The organism is Rhizobium sp. KNZ14-9A (assembly GCF_056755015.1).
Map to the genome: position 1 here is coordinate 240,512 of NZ_JBPGXB010000001.1, position 22,020 is coordinate 262,531.

General features: G+C 60.4%; 25 protein-coding genes, 1 pseudogene and 1 riboswitch. Of the genes and pseudogenes, 16 read left to right on the forward strand and 10 right to left on the reverse strand.

The window, feature by feature from the left end:
* The 4 genes from speB to ACR9ZQ_RS01220 all read left to right on the forward strand — a co-directional run bounded on the left by speB (position 1) and on the right by ACR9ZQ_RS01220 (position 3,035).
* Positions 1-960, forward strand: coding sequence for an agmatinase (speB, locus tag ACR9ZQ_RS01205; protein WP_481426622.1), 960 nt, complete (start codon positions 1-3; stop codon positions 958-960).
* Between the two features lie 60 nt (positions 961-1,020).
* Complete coding sequence (locus ACR9ZQ_RS01210; protein WP_481426623.1) at positions 1,021-1,809, forward strand: transporter substrate-binding domain-containing protein; 789 nt, start codon at positions 1,021-1,023, stop codon at positions 1,807-1,809.
* 92 nt (positions 1,810-1,901) lie between these two features.
* Positions 1,902-2,846 (forward strand): 2-hydroxyacid dehydrogenase, encoded by a 945-nt coding sequence (locus tag ACR9ZQ_RS01215; protein ID WP_481426624.1) that lies wholly within the window; start codon positions 1,902-1,904, stop codon positions 2,844-2,846.
* Positions 2,847-2,891: 45 nt separating this feature from the next.
* The gene (locus ACR9ZQ_RS01220) at positions 2,892-3,035 is read left to right on the forward strand and encodes a hypothetical protein (RefSeq protein ID WP_481426625.1); all 144 of its coding nucleotides are present in this window, start codon (positions 2,892-2,894) and stop codon (positions 3,033-3,035) included.
* 315 nt (positions 3,036-3,350) lie between these two features.
* Here ACR9ZQ_RS01220 and ACR9ZQ_RS01225 read toward each other — a convergent pair whose 3' ends face one another.
* Positions 3,351-4,379: an SDR family oxidoreductase gene (locus ACR9ZQ_RS01225; RefSeq protein WP_481426626.1), complete on the reverse strand. Its 1,029-nt coding sequence runs from the start codon at positions 4,377-4,379 to the stop codon at positions 3,351-3,353.
* 100 nt (positions 4,380-4,479) lie between these two features.
* Here ACR9ZQ_RS01225 and ACR9ZQ_RS01230 point away from each other — a divergent pair, with 100 nt between their 5' ends.
* Complete coding sequence (locus ACR9ZQ_RS01230) at positions 4,480-5,406, forward strand: AraC family transcriptional regulator (protein ID WP_481426627.1); 927 nt, start codon at positions 4,480-4,482, stop codon at positions 5,404-5,406.
* Positions 5,407-5,479: 73 nt separating this feature from the next.
* On the opposite strand, the pseudogene ACR9ZQ_RS01235 reads toward ACR9ZQ_RS01230, so the two are convergent.
* Both ACR9ZQ_RS01235 and ACR9ZQ_RS01240 read right to left on the reverse strand, forming a co-directional pair.
* Positions 5,480-5,560 (reverse strand): annotated as a pseudogene (locus tag ACR9ZQ_RS01235) (plasmid pRiA4b ORF-3 family protein); the annotation flags it as partial.
* Between the two features lie 108 nt (positions 5,561-5,668).
* Positions 5,669-5,968, reverse strand: coding sequence for a hypothetical protein (locus tag ACR9ZQ_RS01240; RefSeq protein ID WP_481426628.1), 300 nt, complete (start codon positions 5,966-5,968; stop codon positions 5,669-5,671).
* 555 nt (positions 5,969-6,523) lie between these two features.
* Positions 6,524-6,655: riboswitch (TPP riboswitch) on the forward strand.
* A 92-nt stretch (positions 6,656-6,747) separates the two neighbouring features.
* Between ACR9ZQ_RS01240 and thiC the strand changes: the two genes are divergently transcribed.
* From thiC to ACR9ZQ_RS01265, 5 genes are read left to right on the forward strand one after another with little or no spacing between them, the layout of a single operon-like run.
* Positions 6,748-8,571 (forward strand): phosphomethylpyrimidine synthase ThiC, encoded by a 1,824-nt coding sequence (thiC, locus tag ACR9ZQ_RS01245; protein ID WP_481426629.1) that lies wholly within the window; start codon positions 6,748-6,750, stop codon positions 8,569-8,571.
* Positions 8,571-9,548 (forward strand): FAD-dependent oxidoreductase, encoded by a 978-nt coding sequence (locus ACR9ZQ_RS01250; protein WP_481426630.1) that lies wholly within the window; start codon positions 8,571-8,573, stop codon positions 9,546-9,548. The genes thiC and ACR9ZQ_RS01250 overlap by 1 nt, the downstream gene beginning before the upstream one ends.
* Positions 9,549-9,552: 4 nt before the next feature.
* Positions 9,553-9,750 carry a sulfur carrier protein ThiS gene (thiS, locus tag ACR9ZQ_RS01255; RefSeq protein ID WP_018444541.1) on the forward strand — a complete coding sequence of 66 codons (198 nt, stop codon included), beginning with the start codon at positions 9,553-9,555 and terminating at the stop codon, positions 9,748-9,750.
* 3 nt (positions 9,751-9,753) lie between these two features.
* Positions 9,754-10,527 (forward strand): thiazole synthase, encoded by a 774-nt coding sequence (locus tag ACR9ZQ_RS01260; RefSeq protein WP_481426631.1) that lies wholly within the window; start codon positions 9,754-9,756, stop codon positions 10,525-10,527.
* A complete protein-coding gene (locus ACR9ZQ_RS01265) occupies positions 10,524-11,132 on the forward strand; it encodes a thiamine phosphate synthase (RefSeq protein ID WP_481426632.1) in 609 nt (202 codons plus the stop codon). Before ACR9ZQ_RS01260 ends, ACR9ZQ_RS01265 begins: the two co-directional genes overlap by 4 nt.
* 574 nt (positions 11,133-11,706) lie before the next feature.
* On the opposite strand, the gene ACR9ZQ_RS01270 is transcribed toward ACR9ZQ_RS01265, so the two are convergent.
* From ACR9ZQ_RS01270 to ACR9ZQ_RS01285, 4 genes are all read right to left on the reverse strand, one after another.
* On the reverse strand, positions 11,707-12,651 hold the full coding sequence (locus tag ACR9ZQ_RS01270; protein ID WP_481426633.1) for a DMT family transporter: 945 nt from the start codon (positions 12,649-12,651) through the stop codon (positions 11,707-11,709).
* Between the two features lie 2 nt (positions 12,652-12,653).
* Positions 12,654-13,376, reverse strand: a complete 723-nt coding sequence (locus tag ACR9ZQ_RS01275; protein ID WP_481426634.1) for a GntR family transcriptional regulator — start codon at positions 13,374-13,376, stop codon at positions 12,654-12,656.
* Positions 13,377-13,446: 70 nt separating this feature from the next.
* Entirely contained in the window at positions 13,447-13,800 is a 354-nt protein-coding gene (locus ACR9ZQ_RS01280) for a RidA family protein (RefSeq protein WP_481426635.1), read from the reverse strand.
* A 41-nt stretch (positions 13,801-13,841) separates the two neighbouring features.
* Positions 13,842-15,089, reverse strand: coding sequence for a D-amino acid dehydrogenase (locus tag ACR9ZQ_RS01285; RefSeq protein ID WP_481426636.1), 1,248 nt, complete (start codon positions 15,087-15,089; stop codon positions 13,842-13,844).
* Positions 15,090-15,303: 214 nt separating this feature from the next.
* Between ACR9ZQ_RS01285 and ACR9ZQ_RS01290 the strand changes: the two genes are divergently transcribed.
* From ACR9ZQ_RS01290 to ACR9ZQ_RS01315, 6 genes are all read left to right on the forward strand, one after another.
* A complete protein-coding gene (locus ACR9ZQ_RS01290; RefSeq protein ID WP_481426637.1) occupies positions 15,304-16,398 on the forward strand; it encodes an ABC transporter substrate-binding protein in 1,095 nt (364 codons plus the stop codon).
* An 82-nt stretch (positions 16,399-16,480) separates the two neighbouring features.
* Positions 16,481-17,374 carry a branched-chain amino acid ABC transporter permease gene (locus ACR9ZQ_RS01295; RefSeq protein ID WP_481426638.1) on the forward strand — a complete coding sequence of 298 codons (894 nt, stop codon included), beginning with the start codon at positions 16,481-16,483 and terminating at the stop codon, positions 17,372-17,374.
* Positions 17,367-18,260: a branched-chain amino acid ABC transporter permease gene (locus tag ACR9ZQ_RS01300; protein WP_481426639.1), complete on the forward strand. Its 894-nt coding sequence runs from the start codon at positions 17,367-17,369 to the stop codon at positions 18,258-18,260. Before ACR9ZQ_RS01295 ends, ACR9ZQ_RS01300 begins: the two co-directional genes overlap by 8 nt.
* Positions 18,253-19,011, forward strand: coding sequence for an ABC transporter ATP-binding protein (locus ACR9ZQ_RS01305; RefSeq protein WP_481426640.1), 759 nt, complete (start codon positions 18,253-18,255; stop codon positions 19,009-19,011). Before ACR9ZQ_RS01300 ends, ACR9ZQ_RS01305 begins: the two co-directional genes overlap by 8 nt.
* On the forward strand, positions 19,008-19,727 hold the full coding sequence (locus tag ACR9ZQ_RS01310) for an ABC transporter ATP-binding protein (protein ID WP_481426641.1): 720 nt from the start codon (positions 19,008-19,010) through the stop codon (positions 19,725-19,727). Before ACR9ZQ_RS01305 ends, ACR9ZQ_RS01310 begins: the two co-directional genes overlap by 4 nt.
* A 27-nt stretch (positions 19,728-19,754) precedes the next feature.
* Positions 19,755-20,552, forward strand: coding sequence for a maleate cis-trans isomerase family protein (locus ACR9ZQ_RS01315; protein WP_481426642.1), 798 nt, complete (start codon positions 19,755-19,757; stop codon positions 20,550-20,552).
* Positions 20,553-20,676: 124 nt separating this feature from the next.
* Here the strand turns inward: ACR9ZQ_RS01315 and ACR9ZQ_RS01320 are convergent, their stop codons facing one another.
* From ACR9ZQ_RS01320 to ACR9ZQ_RS01330, 3 genes are all read right to left on the reverse strand, one after another.
* Complete coding sequence (locus ACR9ZQ_RS01320) at positions 20,677-21,000, reverse strand: transposase (protein ID WP_481427264.1); 324 nt, start codon at positions 20,998-21,000, stop codon at positions 20,677-20,679.
* Positions 21,001-21,294: 294 nt separating this feature from the next.
* Positions 21,295-21,678, reverse strand: a complete 384-nt coding sequence (locus ACR9ZQ_RS01325) for a type II toxin-antitoxin system VapC family toxin (RefSeq protein WP_310389972.1) — start codon at positions 21,676-21,678, stop codon at positions 21,295-21,297.
* Positions 21,675-21,875 (reverse strand): type II toxin-antitoxin system VapB family antitoxin, encoded by a 201-nt coding sequence (locus tag ACR9ZQ_RS01330; RefSeq protein WP_016736583.1) that lies wholly within the window; start codon positions 21,873-21,875, stop codon positions 21,675-21,677. The genes ACR9ZQ_RS01325 and ACR9ZQ_RS01330 overlap by 4 nt, the downstream gene beginning before the upstream one ends.
* Between the last annotated feature and the right edge of the window lie 145 nt (positions 21,876-22,020).

The window sequence follows — 22,020 nt, forward strand, 5'->3', positions numbered from 1 at the left end:
ATGAGCGTTCTTCCAATCGATTCTCTTGAGACCCCACGGTTCTGCGGTATTCCCACCTTCATGCGCCTGCCGCAGGCGACGACGCTGAGCGGATTGGACGCCGCGGTCATCGGCCTGCCGTCCGATTCCGGTGGCCCCTATCGCACCGGCGCGCGCTTCGCGCCGAACGCAGTGCGCGCCATGTCGGTGATGCTGCGTCCGATCAATCCCTATCGCGGCAATATCAACGTCTTCGAGCAACTCTCCGTCGCCGACGTCGGCGACGCCAATGTCGTGCCGGGATACGAGATCGAATCCCTTGACCGCATCGAGGAGTCGGTCGCCGCGCTCGCCAATGCCGGCATCGTCCCCTTCGCGATCGGCGGTGATCACTCAATCACGCTTGCCGAGATCAGGGCGCTCGCCAAGGTTCATGGCCCAATCGCACTGATCCACTTCGATTCCCACACCGATACCTGGGACAAGTATTTCGCTGGCAAGAAGTACAGCGCCGGAACGCCGTTTCGTCGCGGCGCCGAGGAAGCGATCATCGATCCCACGCACTCGATCCAGATCGGTATGCGCGGCTCGCTGTTTCAGAAGGACGATATCAGCCAGTCGATCGATCTCGGCTACGACGTGCTGTCCACCGACGATGCACTCGATCTCGGCCCTCACGGTCTCGCCCAGCGCATCGCCGATCGCGTCGGCGCGCGACCCGCCTTCGTCTCCTTCGACATCGATTTCATCGATCCGTCCGCTGCCCCTGCGGTCCAGACGCCCGAGGCGGGCGGGCCAACGGCGCGCGAGACCTTGCAGATCCTGCGCGCCCTTCACGCCATCAACCTCGTCGGCTGCGACGTGGTTGAGGTCAATCCGCTCTACGACGGGCCGGGACAGGTCACCGCTTTGTTGGCCGCAACCGTGATGGCGGAACTGATGGCCTTGCTTGCTTCCCAACGCGCCAAGGCGAAGGGCTGACGAAAACCGGCGTGCGATGCCGAGTGAATGCACCGAACCAACATAAAAGGGAACTGAACCATGACATTGAAGTCGCTGATCATGACCGCCGCCGCCCTTGCCGGGATGGCTGTCGGCTCTTTCGCCCACGCCACCGACCTCGAGCTGCTCCAGCCGGGCAAGCTGATGGTCGCCACTGAAGGCACCTACGCGCCGTTCAGCATGCGCGCACCTGACGGCAAGCTCGACGGCCTGGAAATCCGCGTCATGACCGAGGTGGCAAAGCGCCTCAACCTCGAATACACGCCGGTCCTCATCAAGTGGGACTCGCTGCTTGTCGGCCTCCAGGCAGACCAGTACGACGTCATCAGCGCCGCGATGGACATCACCGAAGCCCGTCAGCAGCAGGTGACCTTCTCCAACGGCTGGCTGGAATCCGGTGGCCGCGTTGTCATCCCCAACGATTCCGCGATCAAGAACGCGGCTGATCTCAAGGGCAAGACGGTCGGTGCGCTCGTCGCATCGAGCTGGACCAAGATCGCCGAGGAAAAGGGCGCGACCGTCAAGGGCTACAAGGCCGAGTCCGACACCATGCAGGACCTGGTCAACGGCAATGTCGACGCCGTCATCACCGATGCGATCGCAGCCGCCTACGTCATCAAGTCTGCAAAGATGCCGCTGAAGATGACCGACGATTATGTCAGCCACGTCCAGAAGGGCTTCGCCTTCAAAAAGGGCAAGCCGCATCTGGTCGCGGCCGTCAACAAGGCGCTGGCCGATATGGTCGCCGATGGCACCTATGCCAAGCTGACGACGGAACTGGTCGGCTTCGATCCGGCACCGAAGGATCCGATCAAGACCATCCAGTAATGATTATACGGCCGGGCATCGAAAGTGCCCGGCCTGCGTTTTTTCCAATATCGCCCGGCGTTTTCGCCGGACAGGTCATACAGAGCTGATCGATGTCGACTCTCATCGCGCTTGTCACGCGCTTGTCCGAAGAAGCCGAAAAAAACTGGCTCATGGTCCTCAGCGAAGCCATGCCGCGCGAAACCATCCGCTCCATTCGTGAACTGCGGCCGGATGAGCTCGCCTATGTCGATATAGCCATCGTCGCCAACCCCGACCCCGCTGATCTCGAGCGGCTGCCGAACCTCAAATGGGTGCACAGCCTGTGGGCCGGCGTCGAGCGGCTGGTTCTGGAGCTTGAAGGTTTTCCACATCCGATCGTGCGTCTCGTCGACCCGGATCTGGCGCGGACCATGGCCGAAGCCGTGCTCGCCTGGACGCTCTATCTCTCCCGCGACATGCCCGCTTACGGCATGCAGCAGCGCCAAAGCCTTTGGCGGCAGCTCCCTTACCGGTCGGCGCCCGATACCCGGGTGGGTCTGCTGGGCCTCGGCGCTCTTGGCTGCGCCGCCGCACGACAATTGCAGCTGGCGGGCTTTGCGGTAAACGGCTGGAGCCGGACCGAAAAGCAGGTCGAGGGTGTCGAGACCTACTTCGGCCTGGATGGCTTGGATGCCATGCTCAAGACGTCAGACATCGTGGTGTGCCTGCTGCCGCTGACGTGGGAAACGACTGGTCTCCTCGGCACGCGCGAATTCCAGCTGCTTCCCGCGAATGCCGGCTTCATCAATTTCGGGCGTGGCCGGATCGTTAGAACACTTGAGCTGGTGGCTGCGCTGGACGCCGGCGTCGTCAAACACGCCGTGCTCGACGTCTTCGAGAGCGAACCGCTGGAAGAACAAAGCCCTCTATGGGATCGCCCCGGGGTAACCGTCTTGCCGCATATCTCCGCGCCCACCAATCCGTCGACCGCCGCGCAGATTGTCGCTGGCAGGATTGGTCAGTATCGCGCGGATGGCATCTTGCCTGATGGCATCGATTTCAATCGAGGCTATTAGTGACGTTCCGTCATCATTTTTGAAATGTCGCGACGAGGGGCAGGAGTGACGAATTCGCACTGGGGTGGTCCTGGACCACGCGATACGCCGAAGCCGATGGTGCAGCCGAACGATATGTATGTTCGCGATCTCCAGGTCGATACGCAGATGGCGAAGCCATGGGAAAATTTCATCGATTGGCGCTCATAAATAGCGGATCTCAGGTTCGTATCGGTTCAAGGCGCGCATGGCTGGCTCGCTTTCGCAAGCGCCAAATTGGAAATGAAGATTAGCTGGCTGAACGTTGGCTTGGCGCCCGTCATGTCGATCGTTCAGGCATTTCGGAACGGGGCGTTAAGCTACCGTTCGCTATGGCGAAAAAAGTCGGCGTTGCTGTCGGTGGGAAGTTCTGATTCAGTCTTTCCAGACATTGGGAGGACCTGGCGACGATGGGCGCTCGAGGCTGGCGAGACGGCAGGATGGGTCCGATCCCGTCCCCCCGTCTCGGGCCATAGGGGGCGCCTCTCAGACGTTGATTATACCGATCTCGATCATGCTCCGCGCGGCCGCCTCGATCGCCTCGGCGGGCGGTCGCGGTTGCCATCCCAAAAGACGCCTGGCCTTATCGCCGCTGGCCGACAGATCAATGCCAAGAAGCGGAAGAAGCGCTCTCACCTTGGCGTCGGTCTCGGCTGCGGCCTTCATGTCTGCGTCCGACACCTCTTTGGTGGATACCTTTCGCGCCTGTTCGCCGAGGCGTTCCTTGAGAATCCTGGCTACATCGACGAGCCATAGCGCGTCGCCAGAGGTCGCGAGAAAGCGTTCGCCCGCGGCGGCCGGATCAGTCATTGCCCGCAAGTGAAGGTCAGCCACATCGCGAACGTCAACAAAACAGGACTGGATCCGAGGCTGCCCGGGCTGGCCCTCGATCATGCCCTTCAGCATCATCAGCGAATGCGAGGTGTCCGGGCCAAGAGCCGGGCCCATGACGGCGGTCGGATTTATCGTTGCCAGTTCCATCTGACCGCCTTCATCGGAGATGAACTCCCAGGCGGCGCGCTCCGCCAACGTCTTCGATTTCTGATAAGGCGCGATAGGACCGTCGAGATCACTCCAATCCTCCTCGGTGAAGGGGCGACCGGGACTGGCCTTGCCGGCGCCAATGGCCCCGAAGGCGGAGGTCAGCACCACTCGTTTCACCCCAGCGTCGCGGGCCGCACGGAGCAACCGAAGGTTGCCGTCGACGGCGGGCCGGATCCAGTCTTCTTCGCTCGCATAGTTTCCTGAGGGCGTGGAGGACGCGCTATGAATGGCATAGACGCAACCTTGCGCGGCGTCGGCCCATCCCTCGTCCTTGAGCAGGTCGGTCTCGACGAAGCTTAGCCGGTCCCCCGGCTCGGCGCCGCCATGGGCCAGATAGGCACGGACCTCTGCTTCCCGGTCGAGCGATCGAATGGCGGCCCGTACCCGGAAACCGGCGGCAAGCGCTGCGATGATGGTGTGCTGCCCGATAAATCCGGTTCCGCCGGTGATTAGGACTGTGTCGTCTGCCATAAATGCTCCGAAAGCGGTTAATGTCTTCAACCGTAAAATAGCCGGTCAAGTCGGATTGAGAATGCTTGAACGTCTAAGATACATACGCGATAGTCCAAAGATGACTTCTGACGCACTCTCCGAAATTCTCCATCTCACAACCGTGGAATTGATGGTAACCGGTGGCTTTGACGCAGGGGGGCAATGGGCCCTCCGGTTTCCGGCCCCGAAGTCGATCAAGTTTTTCGCCCTGACTCAGGGCGCATGCTGGACGCAGATCGATGGCGAAGCGCCTGTGCGCTTCGAAGAAGGGGATGTCGGTCTTCTGACGGCGCAGCGCCCCTACACAGTATCGAGCGATCCGTCGGTGACGCCGCTCGACGCGATGGCGCTGTTTTCCGGGCGCGGCCGCTCGTTCGTCACCCTGGGCGATGGAGCGGATTGCAGTTATCTGGGTGGGCATGTCTTGCTCGATCCGACCAGCGGCACGCTTCTGTCGGAAGCCCTGCCGCCGTGGCTGCGCATCGACGGTGCGACCGAGCAGGCCGGGCGGTTTCGGTGGTTGCTCGACGAACTGGTGACCGAGCGCACGCAGCGCCTTCCGGGAAACGCCCTTGTCGCATCGCAGCTGGCGCAATTGCTGTTCGTTCAGATTTTGCGGGCACAGATGAATGGCAACAGCCGCATTCCCCGGGGTTGGTTGCGCGCACTAGGCGATCCACGCCTCGCGCCGGCCGTGCAGCTCATGCATGAGGACCCGGCGCGCTCGTGGCATTTAGACGAACTGGCCCGGGCCTGCGCGATGTCGCGGTCGAGCTTCGCCGCGCGCTTTACCGCGACGGCAGGTATCGGGCCGCTCGGCTATCTTGCTCGGTGGCGTATTCACATTGCTTGCAGGGCGCTGCGGGACGACGATTTGCCGGTGGCATCGGTTGCCGCCCTGATAGGCTATTCCTCGCAAGGAGCGTTCAGCAATGCCTTCAAGCGGGCGACCGGCCTGTCGCCTTCTCTGTGGCGCGAAAGACAAGCGGGAGCCAACGCGGCTTGAAGCCGTTGCTGCGGGTCAGGATGGATGTAGGCTCGGGTTTTTTTGAGACATTCCACTTCGACCCTCACCCAACTCATTTCTTTGGGGTGGCTTTCGGTTTCGGTTGATAGAGACGCCGTTTGACGTTCGAGCGCAGAGCGTTGCGCACATCCTTGCCCCACAAGCGTCTCAGGTGGCGGATCGCTTTCATCTCATCCAGAATCTTCGGCTCGCTATCGAGGAGCGGATGAGCCTCTCGGGCCGAGCCACCGCCAGGGCACTGCTACCAGACACGGAGATCGAGAACGATCATGACGATCGGGCATTGGATGAGCCGGCGCCTAAGACGCCTTGGCGCAATCAGCTTCGAGGCGCGCATCGACAGTCGCGGAAGGATGTGTTCGAGACAGTACACGCCTTGAGCAAAGAAGGCCCGACCTGCTCGGACATTGCACGTCGCACAGGATATGGCCGACGAGATGCCGATCATCCCAGACAAAAGCTGACCGAACAGCGCGGCGCCGGCACCTATCAACGCCGCGATGATCGCGATACCTTCAGGTCTGGACAACAGATCGAGCATGTTTCCTACGATGGCGCGACCCTAGGCTTGAGCGGTTGCAGGGTCAATCGAAGCCACATGTCAACAAAGGTCCGAAATCGTGCCGGCTATTTTGGAGGCCCGGTGGCGTCGTCTTATTATCGGGTAGTGACCGATGACTGTAGAGAGCAATGTTGGAGAAGAAGAAGCACTATTTTAGTCACTTCGGCCTGTCCGCCGGTATCGGAGAATGTGCAGCGCGAAATCTGGTCTATGTGTAGGGGGCACTGCATGCCCGATGTCTCTGCCTCCGCTCAGAAGTCGATCCAATCCCGCATCGACACCGAGCTCCGCAATGCCAGCGGCCTCGGCTTGCGCACTTCTCCAAATAGGGTCGTTCGCATTTCAAACGGCGTATCCATCGAGAGTCAGTGGCTTAGCTAGTTCTTATCCCTTCAAGGCGAGAATTTGGAAGTTCGGCGACATCCTTCTCCCACATTCCATCATCTGCCCGGTTTCCACATCAAAACATGTCCAAGAGCCGGACGACGGAAGTTCCACGGTTGACACGAACTCGGCCCAGGACATAGTCTTTGCGACATTCACCAGGGGGGTCCCGGCAAGGGGCTGAGATACTGCTGGACAATATGGCTTTGCCTGTTGTGGCGCAGTGACCCGTTGAACCTGATCCAGTTCATACTGGCGTAGGGACGGTGCAAGCGCTCGAAGGCTTCGGATTCCCGCGTGGATTCCATGCCGGCGTCTTTTCATCATTCCGGCTGATTGACTGGGTCTCCAATTGCAACTTGGAGCCTCAAACCATGACCATTGCTGCAAAGAACGTCACACCCACCGTCACTACCGGCCCGCTACCGGCCTCGCGGAAAATCTACATCCCCGGAGATATGCACTCCGACATCCGCGTGCCGATGCGCGAGATCAGCGTCCATCCGACATCGGGCGAGCGGCCTGTCGTCGTTTATGATTGCTCCGGCCCTTACACTGTCGAGGGCGCTGATATCCGCATCGAGCAGGGTCTGTCACAGTTCCGTCGCGGCTGGGTGCTCGCCCGCGGCGATGTCGAGGCCTATGAAGGCCGCCATGTGCGTCCCGAAGACAACGGCTTTGTCAGCGGCGAACGGCTGACACCGGAATTTCCGGCCAAGCGCCAGCCGCTGCGGGCGAGGGGCGACAAGGCCGTGACCCAACTCGCCTATGCGCGCGCCGGCATCATCACTCCGGAAATGGAATTCATCGCTATCCGCGAAAATCTCGGCCGCAAGGCACAGGCGGAGGCCATGAGCCGCGATGGCGAATGCTTCGGCGCCCATATTCCCGATCATGTGAGCCCGGAATTCGTCCGCCAGGAGGTCGCCGGCGGCCGGGCGATCATTCCCGCCAACATCAATCACCCGGAAAGCGAGCCGATGATCATCGGCCGGAACTTCCTGGTGAAGATCAATGCCAATATCGGCAATTCCGCCGTCACCTCGTCCATGGCGGAGGAAGTCGAGAAGATGGTCTGGGCGATCCGCTGGGGTGCCGACACGGTCATGGACCTGTCGACCGGCCGCAACATCCACAATATCCGCGAATGGATCATCCGCAATTCGCCGGTGCCGATCGGTACCGTGCCGCTCTACCAGGCACTCGAAAAGGTGAACGGCATTGCCGAGGACCTCACCTGGGAGGTCTATCGCGATACGCTGATCGAACAGGCCGAGCAGGGCGTTGACTATTTCACCATCCATGCCGGCGTGCGGCTCGCCTATATCCCGCTGACCGTCAATCGCGTCACCGGCATCGTTTCCCGCGGCGGCTCGATTATGGCCAAGTGGTGTCTGCACCACCACAGGGAGAGTTTTCTCTACGAGCATTTCGAGGAGATCTGCGACATCTGCCGCGCTTACGACGTTTCCTTCTCGCTCGGTGATGGCCTGCGCCCGGGATCGATCGCTGATGCCAACGATGCGGCGCAGTTCGCAGAACTGGAAACGCTCGGCGAGTTAACGAAAATCGCCTGGACGAAGGATTGCCAGGTGATGATCGAAGGCCCCGGCCATGTACCGATGCACAAGATCAAGGAAAACATGGACAAGCAGCTCGCGGTCTGCGGCGAGGCGCCCTTTTATACGCTCGGACCGCTAACCACCGATATCGCGCCGGGCTATGACCACATCACGTCCGGCATCGGGGCTGCGATGATCGGCTGGTTCGGCACCGCCATGCTCTGCTACGTGACGCCCAAGGAACATCTCGGCCTGCCGGACCGCAACGACGTCAAGGTGGGCGTCATCACCTATAAGATCGCGGCACATGCCGCCGATCTCGCCAAGGGCCATCCGGCGGCGCGGGTGCGCGACGATGCGTTGTCGCGCGCCCGTTTCGAGTTCCGATGGGAGGACCAGTTCAACCTCTCGCTCGATCCGGAAACCGCCCGTTCCTTCCACGACGAAACACTGCCGAAGGAGGCGCATAAGGTGGCGCATTTCTGCTCCATGTGCGGCCCGAAATTCTGCTCGATGCGGATTTCGCACGATATCCGCGCCGAAGCGCAGAGGGAGGGGTTGCAAGCAATGGCCGCCAAATATCGCGATGGCGGCGATCTTTACATGCCGGTCGAAAACCTTCCGAGGAACGCATAGTGGCTGCGTTTGTCGTCAAAGGGGCCGGCGTTGCCGGCCTGGCGGCGGCCCATGAACTTGTCAAGCGGGGCTTTTCGGTTGAGGTGATCGAGAAGGCCGGCGCGGCGGGGCTTGGCGCCTCGCATTTTGCTGGAGGAATGCTGGCACCCTATTGCGAGCGGGAGGCGGCCGAAGACGTTGTCCTGACACTGGGGCTGGGCGCAGCCGGATGGTGGGAGGAGGCCGTGCCCGGCGAGGTTCGTCGCCGCGGTACTCTGGTAGTGGCGCAGCCACGCGACCTTCCGGATCTCGCCCGGTTTGCCGCGCGCACGACCGGTCATGTCGTGATCGATCGCAAGGGCGTAGGCGACCTGGAACCTGCCCTTGCCGGCCGCTTCGAAAAGGCTCTTTTCTTCGAGCAGGAAGCTCATCTCGATCCACGGCGCGCACTGGCCGGGCTAGCCGACAGACTCCGTGAGCGCGGCGTGGTCTTCCATTTCGGCGGACACGAGCCGCAGGACCGGCGATTTGCTGGCGTGCTCGACTGCACCGGGCCAGCGGCGATACCGCGACTTTCCGGCTTGCGCGGCGTGCGAGGCGAAATGCTCTATCTGGAAACTGCGGATGTGACGCTTTCCAGGCCGATCAGGATGCTGCATCCACGCCATCCGATCTACATCGTGCCCCGCGACGATCACCGTTTCATGATCGGGGCGACGATGATCGAGGCCGAAGATGACGGACCGATTGCCGCGCGTTCGCTAATGGAATTCCTGAACACGGCCTACGCGCTGCATCCGGCGTTTGGCGAGGCACGCGTTATCGAGACCGGGACTGGCATACGTCCGGCGTTTGCCAACAACATTCCGCAAGTAATCGAAACGGAGGAGGGGCTCGCCATCGCCGGTATGCATCGGCATGGCTTCCTGTTGGCACCCGCCATGGCTATGCGGGCCGCCGATATTCTCCTCGGGCGACATTCACGTCTGAAAGGCTAACCCCATGAAACTGATCATCAATGGCGAAACCCAGGACTGCAAGGCCGTAACCCTGGCCGAACTTCTTCATGTTCTGGAATACGAGGGCGACTGGTTGGCAACCGCCGTCAACGGAGATCTCGTGCATCGCGAGGACCGAGCCGGCCACCGACTCGACGACGGTGATCGTATCGAAATCCTGTCCCCGATGCAGGGAGGTTGATCCATGCTTTCTCTTTATGATGCTGAGTTGTCTTCGCGGCTTCTGCTCGGTACCGCGCGTTATCCGTCACCGGCCGTCCTTGCCGAGGCGGTTAGCCGGTCCGGTGCGGAGATCGTCACGGTCTCGCTTCGCCGCGAAACGGCCGGCGGAAAGATGGGGGGAGCCTTCTTCGAACTCATCCGCCAGCTCGCGGTGCACGTCCTGCCCAACACCGCGGGATGTCACAGTGCGTCGGAGGCGATCCTGACCGCCAAGATGGCACGCGAAGTATTTGGTACCGACTGGATCAAGCTTGAGGTGATCGGCCATCACGACAGTCTCCAGCCGGATGTGTTCGAACTGGTCGAAGCCGCACGCATACTTTGCGCGGAAGGGTTTTGCGTATTTCCCTATACGACGGACGATCTGGTGGTCGGTGAAAAACTGGTCTCCGTCGGATGTCGGGTCTTGATGCCCTGGTGCGCGCCGATCGGTTCTGCGGCCGGTCCGCGCAACCCTTCCGCGCTCAAGGCAATGCGGAGCGCCTTTCCGGACATCCCGCTGATCGTGGATGCGGGGATCGGGAGGCCGTCGCATGCGACAACGGTGATGGAATTTGGTTACGACGCGGTGCTGCTCAATACCGCGGTCGCCGTCGCAGGCGATCCGCCTGCCATGGCCGAGGCGTTTGGCAAGGCGATCGAGGCCGGAAGGCTCGCTTATCTTTCCAGCATCCTTGAGCCGCGCGACATGGCGGTACCGTCCACCCCGGTTGTCGGAAAGGGCGTTTTCGCATGAGGCTCGATCCCTTCTATCTCATCGTCGACAGTTCCGAATGGATCGAACGTCTCGTGCCGCTGGGCGTCAAGCTGGTGCAACTGCGCGTGAAGGATCGCCCGGACGAGATCCTGCGCCAGGAAATCCGTCGTACCAAGGCCGTTTGCGCAGCGGCGAATTGCCAGCTGGTTGTCAACGACTACTGGAAACTGGCGATCGACGAGGGATGCGATTTCATCCATCTTGGCCAGGAGGATTTTGTGGAAGCGGACCTTGATGCTATTCACAGAGCCGGCCTGAAATTCGGCCTCTCCACGCATGACGAGTCAGAGCTTGAAACGGCTCTGGCTGCGAGACCCGCCTATGTGGCGCTCGGTCCGGTCTATCCCACCATTCTCAAGCAGATGAAATGGGCGCCGCAAGGTCTGGAACGGATCACAGACTGGAAAAGGCGTGTCGCACCCTTGCCGCTGGTGGCGCTCGGCGGCTTGAATGTCGACAGGCTACAGGGCGTATTCGACGCGGGCGCCGACACCGCAGCCGTTGTCACCGACATTACCTTGAACGCCGATCCCGAAGCGCGGACGCGCGAATGGATCGATCGCACGGCACCGTGGCGTTATTGAGGGTACCACCACGCTTCCGTGGTGTGCTCTTCAGGAAGTCCGATATCGAGCGTCGACTCGCTGTGGACGCTGATCGCGCCGGAAACGGGAATTTCACGAGTTGCCGAGCGGCGCTTCCTAAAAACGGAGCCCGGATACGTCTGATATGATCTCCACCAGTCGAATGATCGGCCCGAGGAGTTTTTGTTCTACGAGATTTGGGAGGATAAAATGCGCTCGATGTGCACAACAATACCGAGGCCATGAAGGCGTTGGGCGCCAAGAATGGGCACTTGTTCAAGTCTGTCGCCCTAGAAGTACACACGCATTGCCTGACCACGCGCCGACTGGCCGGTTCATCGGCTGGCCCGCAGTTTCACGGTGCCAACACCGGCTAACGCCGCTTGTAGTGTTCTGGAGGCATTCCCAATGAGGGCTTTCACGCCGCCTTCTGATCGCGCCTCAAGGCAGTATCAAAAGCGAGAGAGATTAGGCACGCAAACGACGAAGTTCCATATATAAACTTTATGCCACGAAGTCGAAATAGCGGGTCGAGGGTTCTAACCCCCTCAAGGCGGGACAAGGTGTGAACATTTCAACCTCGTCGCGTCGTAAACATGATCGTCGAGACGCCAAGCAAGATCAGTGCAGTCCCGAGCAGTGAAAGCAGGGCCGGTGTTTCACCAAGTGCTGCCCAGCCAAGTGCAACGCCGACGAGCGGATTAACATAGGCAAAGGTCGAGGCGATCGTCGGAGGAAAGATCTTCATCACCGCTATATAGGCCAGCAAGCTAGCCACTGAACCGAAGGCCACCAGGTAAAGAAATGCGGTGACCTGAAGCGGTGCGAAATCGGTTGGCGGCAGAACAGCGTTCCCGCTCGTCCAGCAAAGGCCGGTGAGGACCATCGCTGCCGAAAGCGTCTGAAGTCCGGCGGCCCATACGGGTGACGTTGCTGCAAACAGCGGTTTCTGGATCAGGCTGCCGATCGACCATGTTAGACCTGCGCCACAGAGCACGAAAGCCAGCCAGACGGCATATCCGCTTTCGACGGGTGAAGAACCGGCGAGGACAATTGGCGGTCCGACAACGAAAAACAGGCCGCACAGACCGATGGCGAGGCCTGCCACGACTTGGCGCGAGGGGCGGGTTCTGTCGATCATGCCGGAGATGAGCGTCGTCCAGATCGGGATCGTGCCCATGGCCATGACGATAAAGCCCGAGGCAGCGTGCGGGGATGCGAGTGTTGCGAGCCCATTGCCCATCACCCACATGAGGATACCGGAGGTCGCGCAAATTATGACCTGTCTGGCCGTTAGAGCGGGAAATCGCCGGGTGCTCACAAGGCCGATCATGATCAGCATCGCCGATGCAGCCCACATGCGCCAGGTTTGCAATTGCAGCGGGGCGACTGCCGGCGGGCCGGTGACAGCGATCTTCACCGCGAAATAGGTGCTGCCCCAGACAAGATAGACGACCAGCAGATTGCCAAGACCGTTCCACGCGGTACTGCGCGACTTTGCCCCTTCGAGTACGGACATGCTCAGGCCTCCCGCATGAAGATGCGCGCAAGGCCTTCCTTCATCGTTTCCATGGCGTCGGTAGCGCTGATCTTGATGTGCTCGCCCATGATCTGCGATGCCGTCTGTCCATCTCTACGCGCCATCGCCTCCGCAATGCTCTTATGCTCGGTATAGGTGGTGGAAAGGCGCCGATGTTTTTCCACTTCGATCTGCCGGACAAAATGAATGCGGGTATTGATGCCCTCGATCATCTTGGCGAGTTCGGGATTGCCCGAAAGCCTGGCGATACGCATGTGGAATTCCTCGTCCTTGGCCGTCAGGTCGACACTGGACAGCGCATCTGCCATGGCGGAGGTCTTCTGCCACCAGTCGACCAGTGCCCTCAATTCGGGATCGGACGCTTTTTCCGACGCGAGCCTTACGGCTTGTTCCTCAAGCAAGATGCGCACATCGGTCAAGTCGAGGATTTCCTCGACATCGAAGCCGCGGCAGAAGAAGCCGCGATTGACCTGAAACGTGATCAGCCCTTCGGTCACCAATCTTTGCAGGGCTTCGCGGATCGGGCTGCGGCTGACCTGCATTTTCGCCGCAAGTTCCAGTTCGTTGATCCGCTCATTCGGCTTGAACCGGTATTCCATCGCCATACGGCGAATTTCCTCATAGACACGAGGTCCGGTTTTCGCAGGTTTCGGTGCCAACACGTCGTGATCCTTGAGGTTGTGGCGATAGGACGGCGGGACCATTGCGCTAATGCCATGCAGCCTGTCAATTGAAACCGGTGCGGCCATGCGAGGATGACCGCACCGGACCGATTTAGATACCCGCGATGACGGCAATTTCGACGGTAAACGGTGGGGCTGCAAGCTTGGATTCGACGCAGGCGCGGGCAGGGGTGTTGCCGGGCGCCACCCATGCGTCCCAGACGGTGTTCATCTCGTTGAATGTCGCAATGTCGGTCAGCCAGATCGATGCGGAAATGAGCTTGCTCTTGTCCGAGCCTGCTTCGGCTAGAAGTTCGTCGGTTTTTGCGAGGATATCGGCCGTCTGCTCGGCAACAGAGGCGCCGGGCGCACGCAGGGCGACCTGGCCTGCAAGAAAGACGAGGTTTCCATAGGCAACGGCCTGCGACATGCGGGGGCCCGCGCCAAATCGGGTAATCTGGTTCATGCTTTCTCCTTTTCGGTGGGATGATGATAGGTGTGCTGCTGTCAGGCGGCGTGAGGAATGCTCTCCAGATCGACGGGAGAGCTTCGTCCAGCGATCAGGTCGGCGATAATGCGCGCCGAGCCATGCGACATCGTCCAGCCGATATGGCCGTGCCCAGTATTGAGCCACAGGTTGTCGATGCCCCGGCGGCCGAGCACCGGAAGGTTGTCCGGCGTCATGGGACGCAGTCCCGCCCACATATGGGCGCGATCATAGGCGATGCCGTTGGGGAACAGCGATCGCGTCACCTCCATCATGAAGGCAAAGTCGGACGGCTTGTGGGACCGGTCGTAACCGGCAAACTCTGCCGTTGCCGTGACGCGGATTGCATCGCCCATCGGCGTGATCGCGACGAGATTGTGCTCGTCGAGGACCGGCACTTTGGGCGCCAGGTCGGGATCGGTGATCGGGATCGTTAGGGAATAGCCCTTGATCGGATAGATGGGCAGCGAAAGCCCGATCTTGCGGGCCAGTAGCGGGCTTTCGCTGCCGAGACTTAGCACATAATTATCCGCGGTGAACTCGCCCTTGCTGGTTACGACACGGGTAATGCTGTTGCCGCTGCGCTCCAGTTTGAGAATGCGGGTGGCGGTCAGGATGCGGCCGCCGCGGCTGCGGACGATATCGGCCAGCGCCTTGGTGAATTTGGACGAACTGCCGGTCTCGTCGGTGGGGCAGAGAATGCCGCCGGCGATGAGGTTGCGGGAAGCGAGCAATGTCGGCTCGCGACGCACGATTTCGTCGGCGTCGATGACGCTTATCTGCTGGCCGTCACTTTCCAAAAGCCGCATGTTGTGGACGCCGGCATCGAGCGCCGCCTTGTTGCGGTGGAAATAGATGATCCCCGACGTGGTGCGGTCATAGGCGATCCCTTCGCGGGCCACGACATCCTGCAGGACGGCCTGCGAATGGGTTGCCAAGCGATGCTTGCGCAGCGTGTTCAACCTTGCCTTTTGCGCCGTGCATTGCATCAAGAAGTGCCACGACCAGCTGTAGAGATGCGGATCGGTGGACAGGCGAAAGCGCAGCGACTGGTTCTTCAAGACAAGTGATTTCAACAGGATTTTCGGTGCGGCGGGTGACGACCAGACGAAGGAATGGCCGGGCGCGATCATGCCGGCATTGCCCCAGCTTGTGCTCTCCGCCACCTGATTTTCCTGCTCCAGCACCGTCACCTCATGGCCGTCCTGAAGCAGCTGATAGGCGGTGGTGATGCCGACGACGCCACCACCGAGGATCAAGGCATGCATGATCACTTCCTCTCTGTCGAAATTAGTGTCGACAATAAATATGCCGCGCGATGCGCTGTCAATATCGATTTTCCATAACCCTGGAATGCGGGAATTCGCGCATATCCGGACCGATTACTGACGCATCGCAAAAAAATGTTGCAGTGCATCTTGACGGAAAAATTTATTGTCGTTTCTATTGTCGACAATAAATCTCAAGCAAGAGGGGTGTGACATGAAGAGCATTTTGTTGAGTGGCGTGTTCGTTCTGGGCCTGTCGATGGCGGCCTATGCGCAGGAAGCGGTGATCGGTGCGATCCTGCCGCTTTCGGGGTCAAGCGCCACGCAGGGCGACGATCAGCGGCGGGGCATGGAACTGGCGCTCGAGAAGATCAATGCCGGAGGCGGTGTCCTCGGTCATCCGCTCAAGATCGTCACCGAGGATTCCGGCGGACGCACGGCAACCGCACTGGATGCGGCCAAGAAGCTCGTCACCGTCGACAAGGTGCCCGTCATCCTTGGTGAATTTTCGTCTGGCATCACCATTCCGATTGCCCAATATCTTCTGCAGCAGGGCCGGGCGCATATCAATATCGGCAGTTCCAGCACCCAGATCCGCACGCTCGGCAAGGGCGCCTTCAGCGTCATCGGCCTCGATGACGTCTCCGGGACTTTCGCCGCCCAGGACGTCTTTGCTGACGGTGCCAGAAAGGTTGCGGTCATCGCCCCGAACAATGCCTATGGCCAGGGCATTGCCAACGCGTTTGCCGCCAAGTTCAAGGCGCTCGGTGGCGCCATCACCTCGACGGTTCTTTATACGGAGGGGCAGACGACCTATCGCCGCGAGCTGCAGCAGCTTGGAGCCGGCGCGCCGGATCTTTACGTCTATACCGCCTATGGCAAGGAATCGGCGACCATCAACCGCGAAAGCTTCGAACTCGGCCTCAACGACAAGAAATGGTACGGGCTCTATCTGACCATGTGCACTGCCGACAGCGACCCGCAATATGTCGAGGGCCAGATCGGCATGGACCTGAACTATATCGGTGGCAACGGTGTCGACTACCAGAAGGCATACGAGACCAAATACAAGGGCGGCTTCACCTCGACCTTCAACGGCTTTGCGTATGACGGCGTCATGCTGGTGGCCGCTGCCATCAACAAGGCGAACTCGCTCGATCCGCAGAAGTTCGAAACGGCGATCGCCGAAATCGGCAAGAGCTACGAGGGCGCCACAGGTCCGATCGCGCTCGATGCCGACGGGCAGCGCAGCGCCCAGCCCTATCTTCGTCTGAAGATCGAAAGCGGCAAGGCCGTCGCCACCCAGTAAGCACCGTCGGCGCCGGCGTCCCGCGGGGAGACCCACAGGAAGCCGGCGCTCCGATATCCGCTGATTGAACCGGACGAAAATCATGTTTCAATTTCTTGCCGACGTGTTGATGCGCGCCTGCGACCTCATGCTCGTGGCGATCGGCATGAGTGCCGTCTACTCGCTGATGAAGTTTCCCAATATCGCGCTCGTCCAGTATGCCGCGACCGGCGGTGTCCTGGCGATCGCGCTGCAGAAGGCAGGCGTGCCGGTCGGCGTGGCGATCATCTTTGCAGTCGTCCTGACAGGCCTGCTTGCGGTCGTTCTCAACGAATTCCTGTTCAACCGGATGCTGAAAATCGGCTCGTCAACGGCGATGATCGGATCGCTGGCGGTCAGCATGGTCTTCTCGGCCATCTTCCTCGTCACCGTCGGCCCGAGCCCCAGCCGATTTGCGCTGCCGGTCTCACGTCCCATCCGCATCCTCGATGCCCGCATCACCGAACCGCAGCTTCTCGGCTTCGCCATTGTTGCGGCCACGATCGGGGTATTCGCGTTTCTCTATTTCCGCACCGATCTCGGACGCTGCATGCGCGCGACATCAACGAATGAAGTGCTTGCCGATGCCACCGGTATCAATACCGGCCGGATGAAGACCATCATCGTGCTGATCAGCGGAGTGATGGCGGCGCTCGGCGGCGTGGCGATCGCGCTGAAGGGCGAAGTCGACATCCAGGTCGGCATGGACCTGCTGCTGCCGGTGTTTGCCTCCGCCATTCTCGGCGGGCTCGGCAACCCGTTCGGCGCCATTGCCGGCGCGTTGCTGATCTCCGCGGCTGAAACGGTCGTGACGGCCGTCAATTTCGGTCCGCTGATGGGAGAGGTCGTCGCCTTCCTGCCGGTCGCCTATGCCAGCGCGATCTCCTTCCTTCTTCTGGTCGCAGCGCTTCTGTGGCGTCCGCGCGGTCTGTTCGTCAGCGAGGTCAAGCGTGTCTGATTTCATAATCCACGTCACCATCATGTCCGGCTTTTACGCACTGCTCGCATTAAGCCTCAACCTTCAGGCCGGTTTCGGCGGCCTGATGAATTTCGGCCAGATCGCGCTGTTTGCCTGCGGCACATATGGGGCGGCCATCGCCTTCCATTTCGACCTTGGCGCAAATTCCGGCTTCGTTCTTGCCATGGTCGCGGCAGGTCTCCTGGGCTGGACCTTTGCGAGCGTCGGCCGCAACCTCCAGGCAGACTATTGGGGCATTGTCACGCTGGCGCTGGCCGAGGTCATCCGTATCGTCGCAACCAACGAGGACTGGTTGACCGGTGGTGCGCAGGGTATTGGCGGCATTCCCCCGCTCTATCCCGGTCTGGACGGCCAGACGCGCCAGATCGCCGTCCTCGTCATGGTTTTGGCGCTCGTGCTTGCCGCCGGGTTGCTGTGCCGCCATCTGACCGGCGGCCGTTACGGCCTGTCGATCCGGATGATGCGCGAGGAACCGCAGCTTGCCGCCTCGCTTGGTTACGATACGATCGCCCTTAAGCGCCAGTTGATGGCCGCATCCAGCGTGCTGGCAGCGGTATCCGGTTTTCTGTTTGCCCATTACGTCAGCTTCGTCGGGCCGGAACAGATCGACAGTTCGGAGACCTTTCTGATCTGGGCGATGATCGTGGTCGGCGGTCTTGGCAACAATGCCGGCGCCATTGTCGGTGCATTCCTGCTGCAATTCACCTTCGCCTTCATTCCCTTCGTCAAGGACTGGATCGGCCTGCCGACCGAATATGTCGCAGCCGGCCGGCTGTTTCTGACCGGCGGCGGATTGACTGCCTTCATTCTGTTTCGGCAGTCGGGCATCGTCCCGGAACGTGTGGGAGGGCGCCGTTATGTCTGATCCGGTGCTTACGCTCGAAGGTGTGGGCAAATCCTTCGGTGCCAATCAGGTCCTGGCGAATGTCGGTTTCCGGATCGGGCAGGGAGAGATCGTCGGGCTGCTCGGGCCGAATGGCTGCGGAAAGTCGACCATACTCAATCTCGTGTCCGGGGTATTTGCTCCCGATGCCGGAGCCGTAGTCTTCAACGGCGAAGATATTACCGCCCGCAGCATGGACCGGATCGCGCGAAAGGGGCTGGTACGCACTTTCCAGCTGCCATCCATGCCGTGCAGGATGACGGTTGCCGAACTGCTCTATGGCGGTGCGGCGCGCAAAGCCGGGTTTCAGAGCCTGTTCACGCGGGAGAAGAATGACCGCGCGGAAATCGACGGGCTGCTGCAAGACCTTGCACTGTCGCATGTCCGCCATCTCCCGGCCGCCTCCCTGTCCGGCGGACAGAAGAAGCTGCTGTCGGTTGCGCTTGCCCTGCGCACCTCACCGCAGATGATCTGCCTCGACGAGCCGACTGCCGGCGTGCATCCCGATCTGCGCCATCACATGGTCGGGCTTTTGCGGCGCATCAATGCAGCCGGCATCACGCTTTTGATCGTTGAACACGACATGCACTTCATCCGCGAACTCTGCAGTCGCTGCGTAGTGATGGATCGCGGTTCGGTGATCGCCGACTGCAGGCCGTCGGAACTCACCTCCAACGAGCAGGTCGTCGAGGCCTATCTCGGCAATGCCAGACAGAAGAGGGCGATGGCATGATCGAAGTCACCGATGTGCGGGCCGGTTACGGCGATGGGCCGGATATTCTCAACGGCATTTCATTGAAGGCGGAGCCGGGCAGGATCGTCACTATTCTGGGGCCCAACGGCTGCGGAAAATCGACGCTTCTAAAGTGCATTGCCGGTTTCGTCCGGCCGCGGGCGGGCAATATCCGCATGTCCGGCGAGGCCGTCACCGACGTGCCGACCTACCAAAAGGCGCGCCACCATCGGGTCGGTTTTGTGCCGCAGACGGACAATGTTTTCGCCACCATGACGGTGGCGGAAAACATCCTGCTTGGCGGCCGGCTGATGGAGAAACGAGACCGCGATCGTCGGTTCGATGCGCTTCTTGGCCAATATCCGAGCCTGGCTGCCAAGAAGAACAGACGTGCATCGGCCCTATCGGGCGGCGAGCGGCAGCTGCTCTCGCTGGCTCGCGCGCTGATTTCGGAACCGTCGATCCTCTTGCTCGACGAACCCTCGGCCGGCCTTTCTCCGAAGATGATGCACGATGTCTTCGAGGCGATCGCGGATGTCCGCCGCCGCGACGGTCCTTCGATCCTGATGGTCGAGCAGAACGCCTTCGAGGCGCTGCATGTGTCCGACACTGCCTATGTGCTGTCGCTCGGCAACGTAGCGATGCAAGGCGCGGCCGCGGATCTTCTCGCCAACTCGGCGATGCGTTCGCTCTATCTCGGCGGCGATAGCCATTAATCCTTCACGCATAGCGGAGATATCACCATGACGATCTATTCAGCTCAGGACAAAGCCCCGCTCGTCGTCAACAGGGAAGGTCTGCTTTTCGACATCGATGACGGCATCGGCACGCTTGCCAATCTCGGTCTTCTGGTACTTCGAACAGACCAGACGATCGAGGATGAATTTCGCTTTGCGCTGCCGTCGTCGGAGGTGGCGCTCTACGAGGCGCGGCTCTACAGCGATGTCGAGATCACGCCGGCAAACCTGATGAAAATGTCGGACGAGATCCCCGGCACGGTCGGCCTGCTTCCGGATGTGGCATTCGACGTGATCGGATTCGCCTGCACGTCCGGCTCCCTCGTCATCGGCGAGGAGCGCATCACCGAGCGTGTCCACGAGGTTCTGCCGGGCGTGAAGGTGACCAATCCGGTCACCGCCGCCCGCGCTGCGATGGAAGCGCTTGGCGCCCGGCGCATAGCCCTGCTCACCCCCTATATGCCGGAAATCAACCACTCCCTGCGTGCCTCGCTGATGGCGAGGGGCATGGATATTCCGGTCATGGGCTCGTTTCATGAGCCAGACGACAATCGTGTGGCGCGGATCACACCGGCTTCGATCGAGCGCGCCATTCTCGAGCTGGGAAGCTCGGATGAATGCGATGCTTTGTTTGTCTCCTGCACCAGCATGCGCGTTACGCGCATCGTAGCGCAGGTCGAGGCGAAGCTCCGCAAGCCGGTGACATCCAGCAACCATGCGCTCGCCTGGCATATGCTGCGGCTTGCGGGATATGACCAGCCAATGCGAGGTCTTGGTCGGTTGTTCTCATCGCCAGCGGCCTGACTCGTAAAACAAGCATCGGACCGGGATACTGCAAAATTAGTTGGGTCAGGGGTTCGTATCTATTCAAGGCGACCAACGCTAACACCGTGGCCGCATGAGCAGTTCGTGCGGTTCGAAAAGTTCCTCATATCCTGTGATTAGCATTCGGAAGCGCCAACGTCGTCATCAAACCCGATCGGGCACAACTTTCGACCACCAGATGGACCGGACCTGATGTTTTGGTTCGGAACTTTGTCGACGGCAACGCCAGCCCTTTGCTCCGGCGTGAAAGGGTGGAGAAGTCAGGCACGGCAATATCAAACTCCATCAGCGCCGCGACACTGCGCATCAGACCTTTGGTCTGGCGCAGCGCCAGCCCGTAGACGACGCGCAGGGTCAAGCACAGCGTAATCGCCAGATCCGAGTATTTCGGCTGGCTGCCCCGAGATACCCGCGCGACGCAGACCACAAGCAAAGCGCCTCATCACTCACCCACACGGTCACATCACCACATTGACGCAGGCTTTCATTATACTGCGCCCAATTCGTCACCTGAAATTTCTGCTTGGCTATCTTGCACCGCCGGTCGGCATTGAACTTATGCGGCATCAAAGGCACCCCGGGAACAAAACGGCCGCCTGATATCAGCAAATCCAGGATCGATGCAACAAAGTCCGTCTTAGGCTAGGAAGATCGCATAATATATCGATAAAACTCTGCGGTCAGGCGGCTCTCGACCAGCATGAGCGCTTCGATAGAGCATTTAGTTTCGCGCATTGGCAGGGGTGTAAAGTGACGCCCCCGCTTTTTCGGCCGCTGCCCGCAGACGCTTGTCTCTGGTCCATAAGGCCGCTCGCTGATCGAGGAGAACCGAGGCCATCAAGTGTGCATCGGTGTAGCCAATGCCCATACTGAAAATGGCGTGGCGATCAATCATCATCATGACTTCGTCGTGCGTCGCGACGAGCGCTTCGCGCTGGGCCGTCAGGAAAGCTATCACGCTGCTGCGATCCCGAAGACTGCCAAGTGCAAGCTCTCCGATTACGGCTGGATGGCATAAAAGACGGTCGTCCTCAATAATCTTACGCAGCTCTGAATCGGCATGCCGGAAATGATCGATCCAGATGGAAGTGTCGGCAAGTATCACTTGGCGGCTGCGCTCCGGCGGCGTGGGGCTGCCTCCGCGTCCGGCATAGTTCCGCCGAGAGCGATGAGGCGTTTTCCCGACTCCACACGGACAAGCGTCTCCAACGCTTGGCGGACCAGAGTGGCGGTTTCTTTCGTGCCGGTTAGGGACCTAGCCCTTTCCATGAGCGTGTCGTCGAGATTGATAGTCGATCGCATTGTTGGTTTCCTGATTATGGTGTTATAGATAGCACCATTTGGTGATGAAATCTACGCCTGATCTCTATTCCAATACGTCCGCAGTCGGATATTCAAATCCACCAATGTAAAATTTCGCGCGGTCGCGGGCGCTCCGAGCTTAAGG

Excerpts from the sequence above, each read along its gene's own strand:
- ACR9ZQ_RS01275 (WP_481426634.1), bottom strand. The coding sequence starts at position 13,376 with ATGGTCCCGCCGTCCTATCGCCACAACCTCAAGGATCACGACGTGTTG.
- ACR9ZQ_RS01260 (WP_481426631.1), top strand. The coding sequence starts at position 9,754 with ATGCTTTCTCTTTATGATGCTGAGTTGTCTTCGCGGCTTCTGCTCGGT.
- ACR9ZQ_RS01305 (WP_481426640.1), top strand. The coding sequence starts at position 18,253 with ATGTCTGATCCGGTGCTTACGCTCGAAGGTGTGGGCAAATCCTTCGGT.
- ACR9ZQ_RS01330 (WP_016736583.1), bottom strand. The coding sequence starts at position 21,875 with ATGCGATCGACTATCAATCTCGACGACACGCTCATGGAAAGGGCTAGG.
- thiS (WP_018444541.1), top strand. The coding sequence starts at position 9,553 with ATGAAACTGATCATCAATGGCGAAACCCAGGACTGCAAGGCCGTAACC.
- ACR9ZQ_RS01240 (WP_481426628.1), bottom strand. The coding sequence starts at position 5,968 with ATGCTCGATCTGTTGTCCAGACCTGAAGGTATCGCGATCATCGCGGCG.
- ACR9ZQ_RS01315 (WP_481426642.1), top strand. The coding sequence starts at position 19,755 with ATGACGATCTATTCAGCTCAGGACAAAGCCCCGCTCGTCGTCAACAGG.
- thiC (WP_481426629.1), top strand. The coding sequence starts at position 6,748 with ATGACCATTGCTGCAAAGAACGTCACACCCACCGTCACTACCGGCCCG.
- speB (WP_481426622.1), top strand. The coding sequence starts at position 1 with ATGAGCGTTCTTCCAATCGATTCTCTTGAGACCCCACGGTTCTGCGGT.
- ACR9ZQ_RS01295 (WP_481426638.1), top strand. The coding sequence starts at position 16,481 with ATGTTTCAATTTCTTGCCGACGTGTTGATGCGCGCCTGCGACCTCATG.
- ACR9ZQ_RS01290 (WP_481426637.1), top strand. The coding sequence starts at position 15,304 with ATGAAGAGCATTTTGTTGAGTGGCGTGTTCGTTCTGGGCCTGTCGATG.
- ACR9ZQ_RS01265 (WP_481426632.1), top strand. The coding sequence starts at position 10,524 with ATGAGGCTCGATCCCTTCTATCTCATCGTCGACAGTTCCGAATGGATC.
- ACR9ZQ_RS01225 (WP_481426626.1), bottom strand. The coding sequence starts at position 4,379 with ATGGCAGACGACACAGTCCTAATCACCGGCGGAACCGGATTTATCGGG.
- ACR9ZQ_RS01285 (WP_481426636.1), bottom strand. The coding sequence starts at position 15,089 with ATGCATGCCTTGATCCTCGGTGGTGGCGTCGTCGGCATCACCACCGCC.
- ACR9ZQ_RS01230 (WP_481426627.1), top strand. The coding sequence starts at position 4,480 with ATGACTTCTGACGCACTCTCCGAAATTCTCCATCTCACAACCGTGGAA.
- ACR9ZQ_RS01280 (WP_481426635.1), bottom strand. The coding sequence starts at position 13,800 with ATGAACCAGATTACCCGATTTGGCGCGGGCCCCCGCATGTCGCAGGCC.
- ACR9ZQ_RS01270 (WP_481426633.1), bottom strand. The coding sequence starts at position 12,651 with ATGTCCGTACTCGAAGGGGCAAAGTCGCGCAGTACCGCGTGGAACGGT.
- ACR9ZQ_RS01215 (WP_481426624.1), top strand. The coding sequence starts at position 1,902 with ATGTCGACTCTCATCGCGCTTGTCACGCGCTTGTCCGAAGAAGCCGAA.
- ACR9ZQ_RS01310 (WP_481426641.1), top strand. The coding sequence starts at position 19,008 with ATGATCGAAGTCACCGATGTGCGGGCCGGTTACGGCGATGGGCCGGAT.
- ACR9ZQ_RS01210 (WP_481426623.1), top strand. The coding sequence starts at position 1,021 with ATGACATTGAAGTCGCTGATCATGACCGCCGCCGCCCTTGCCGGGATG.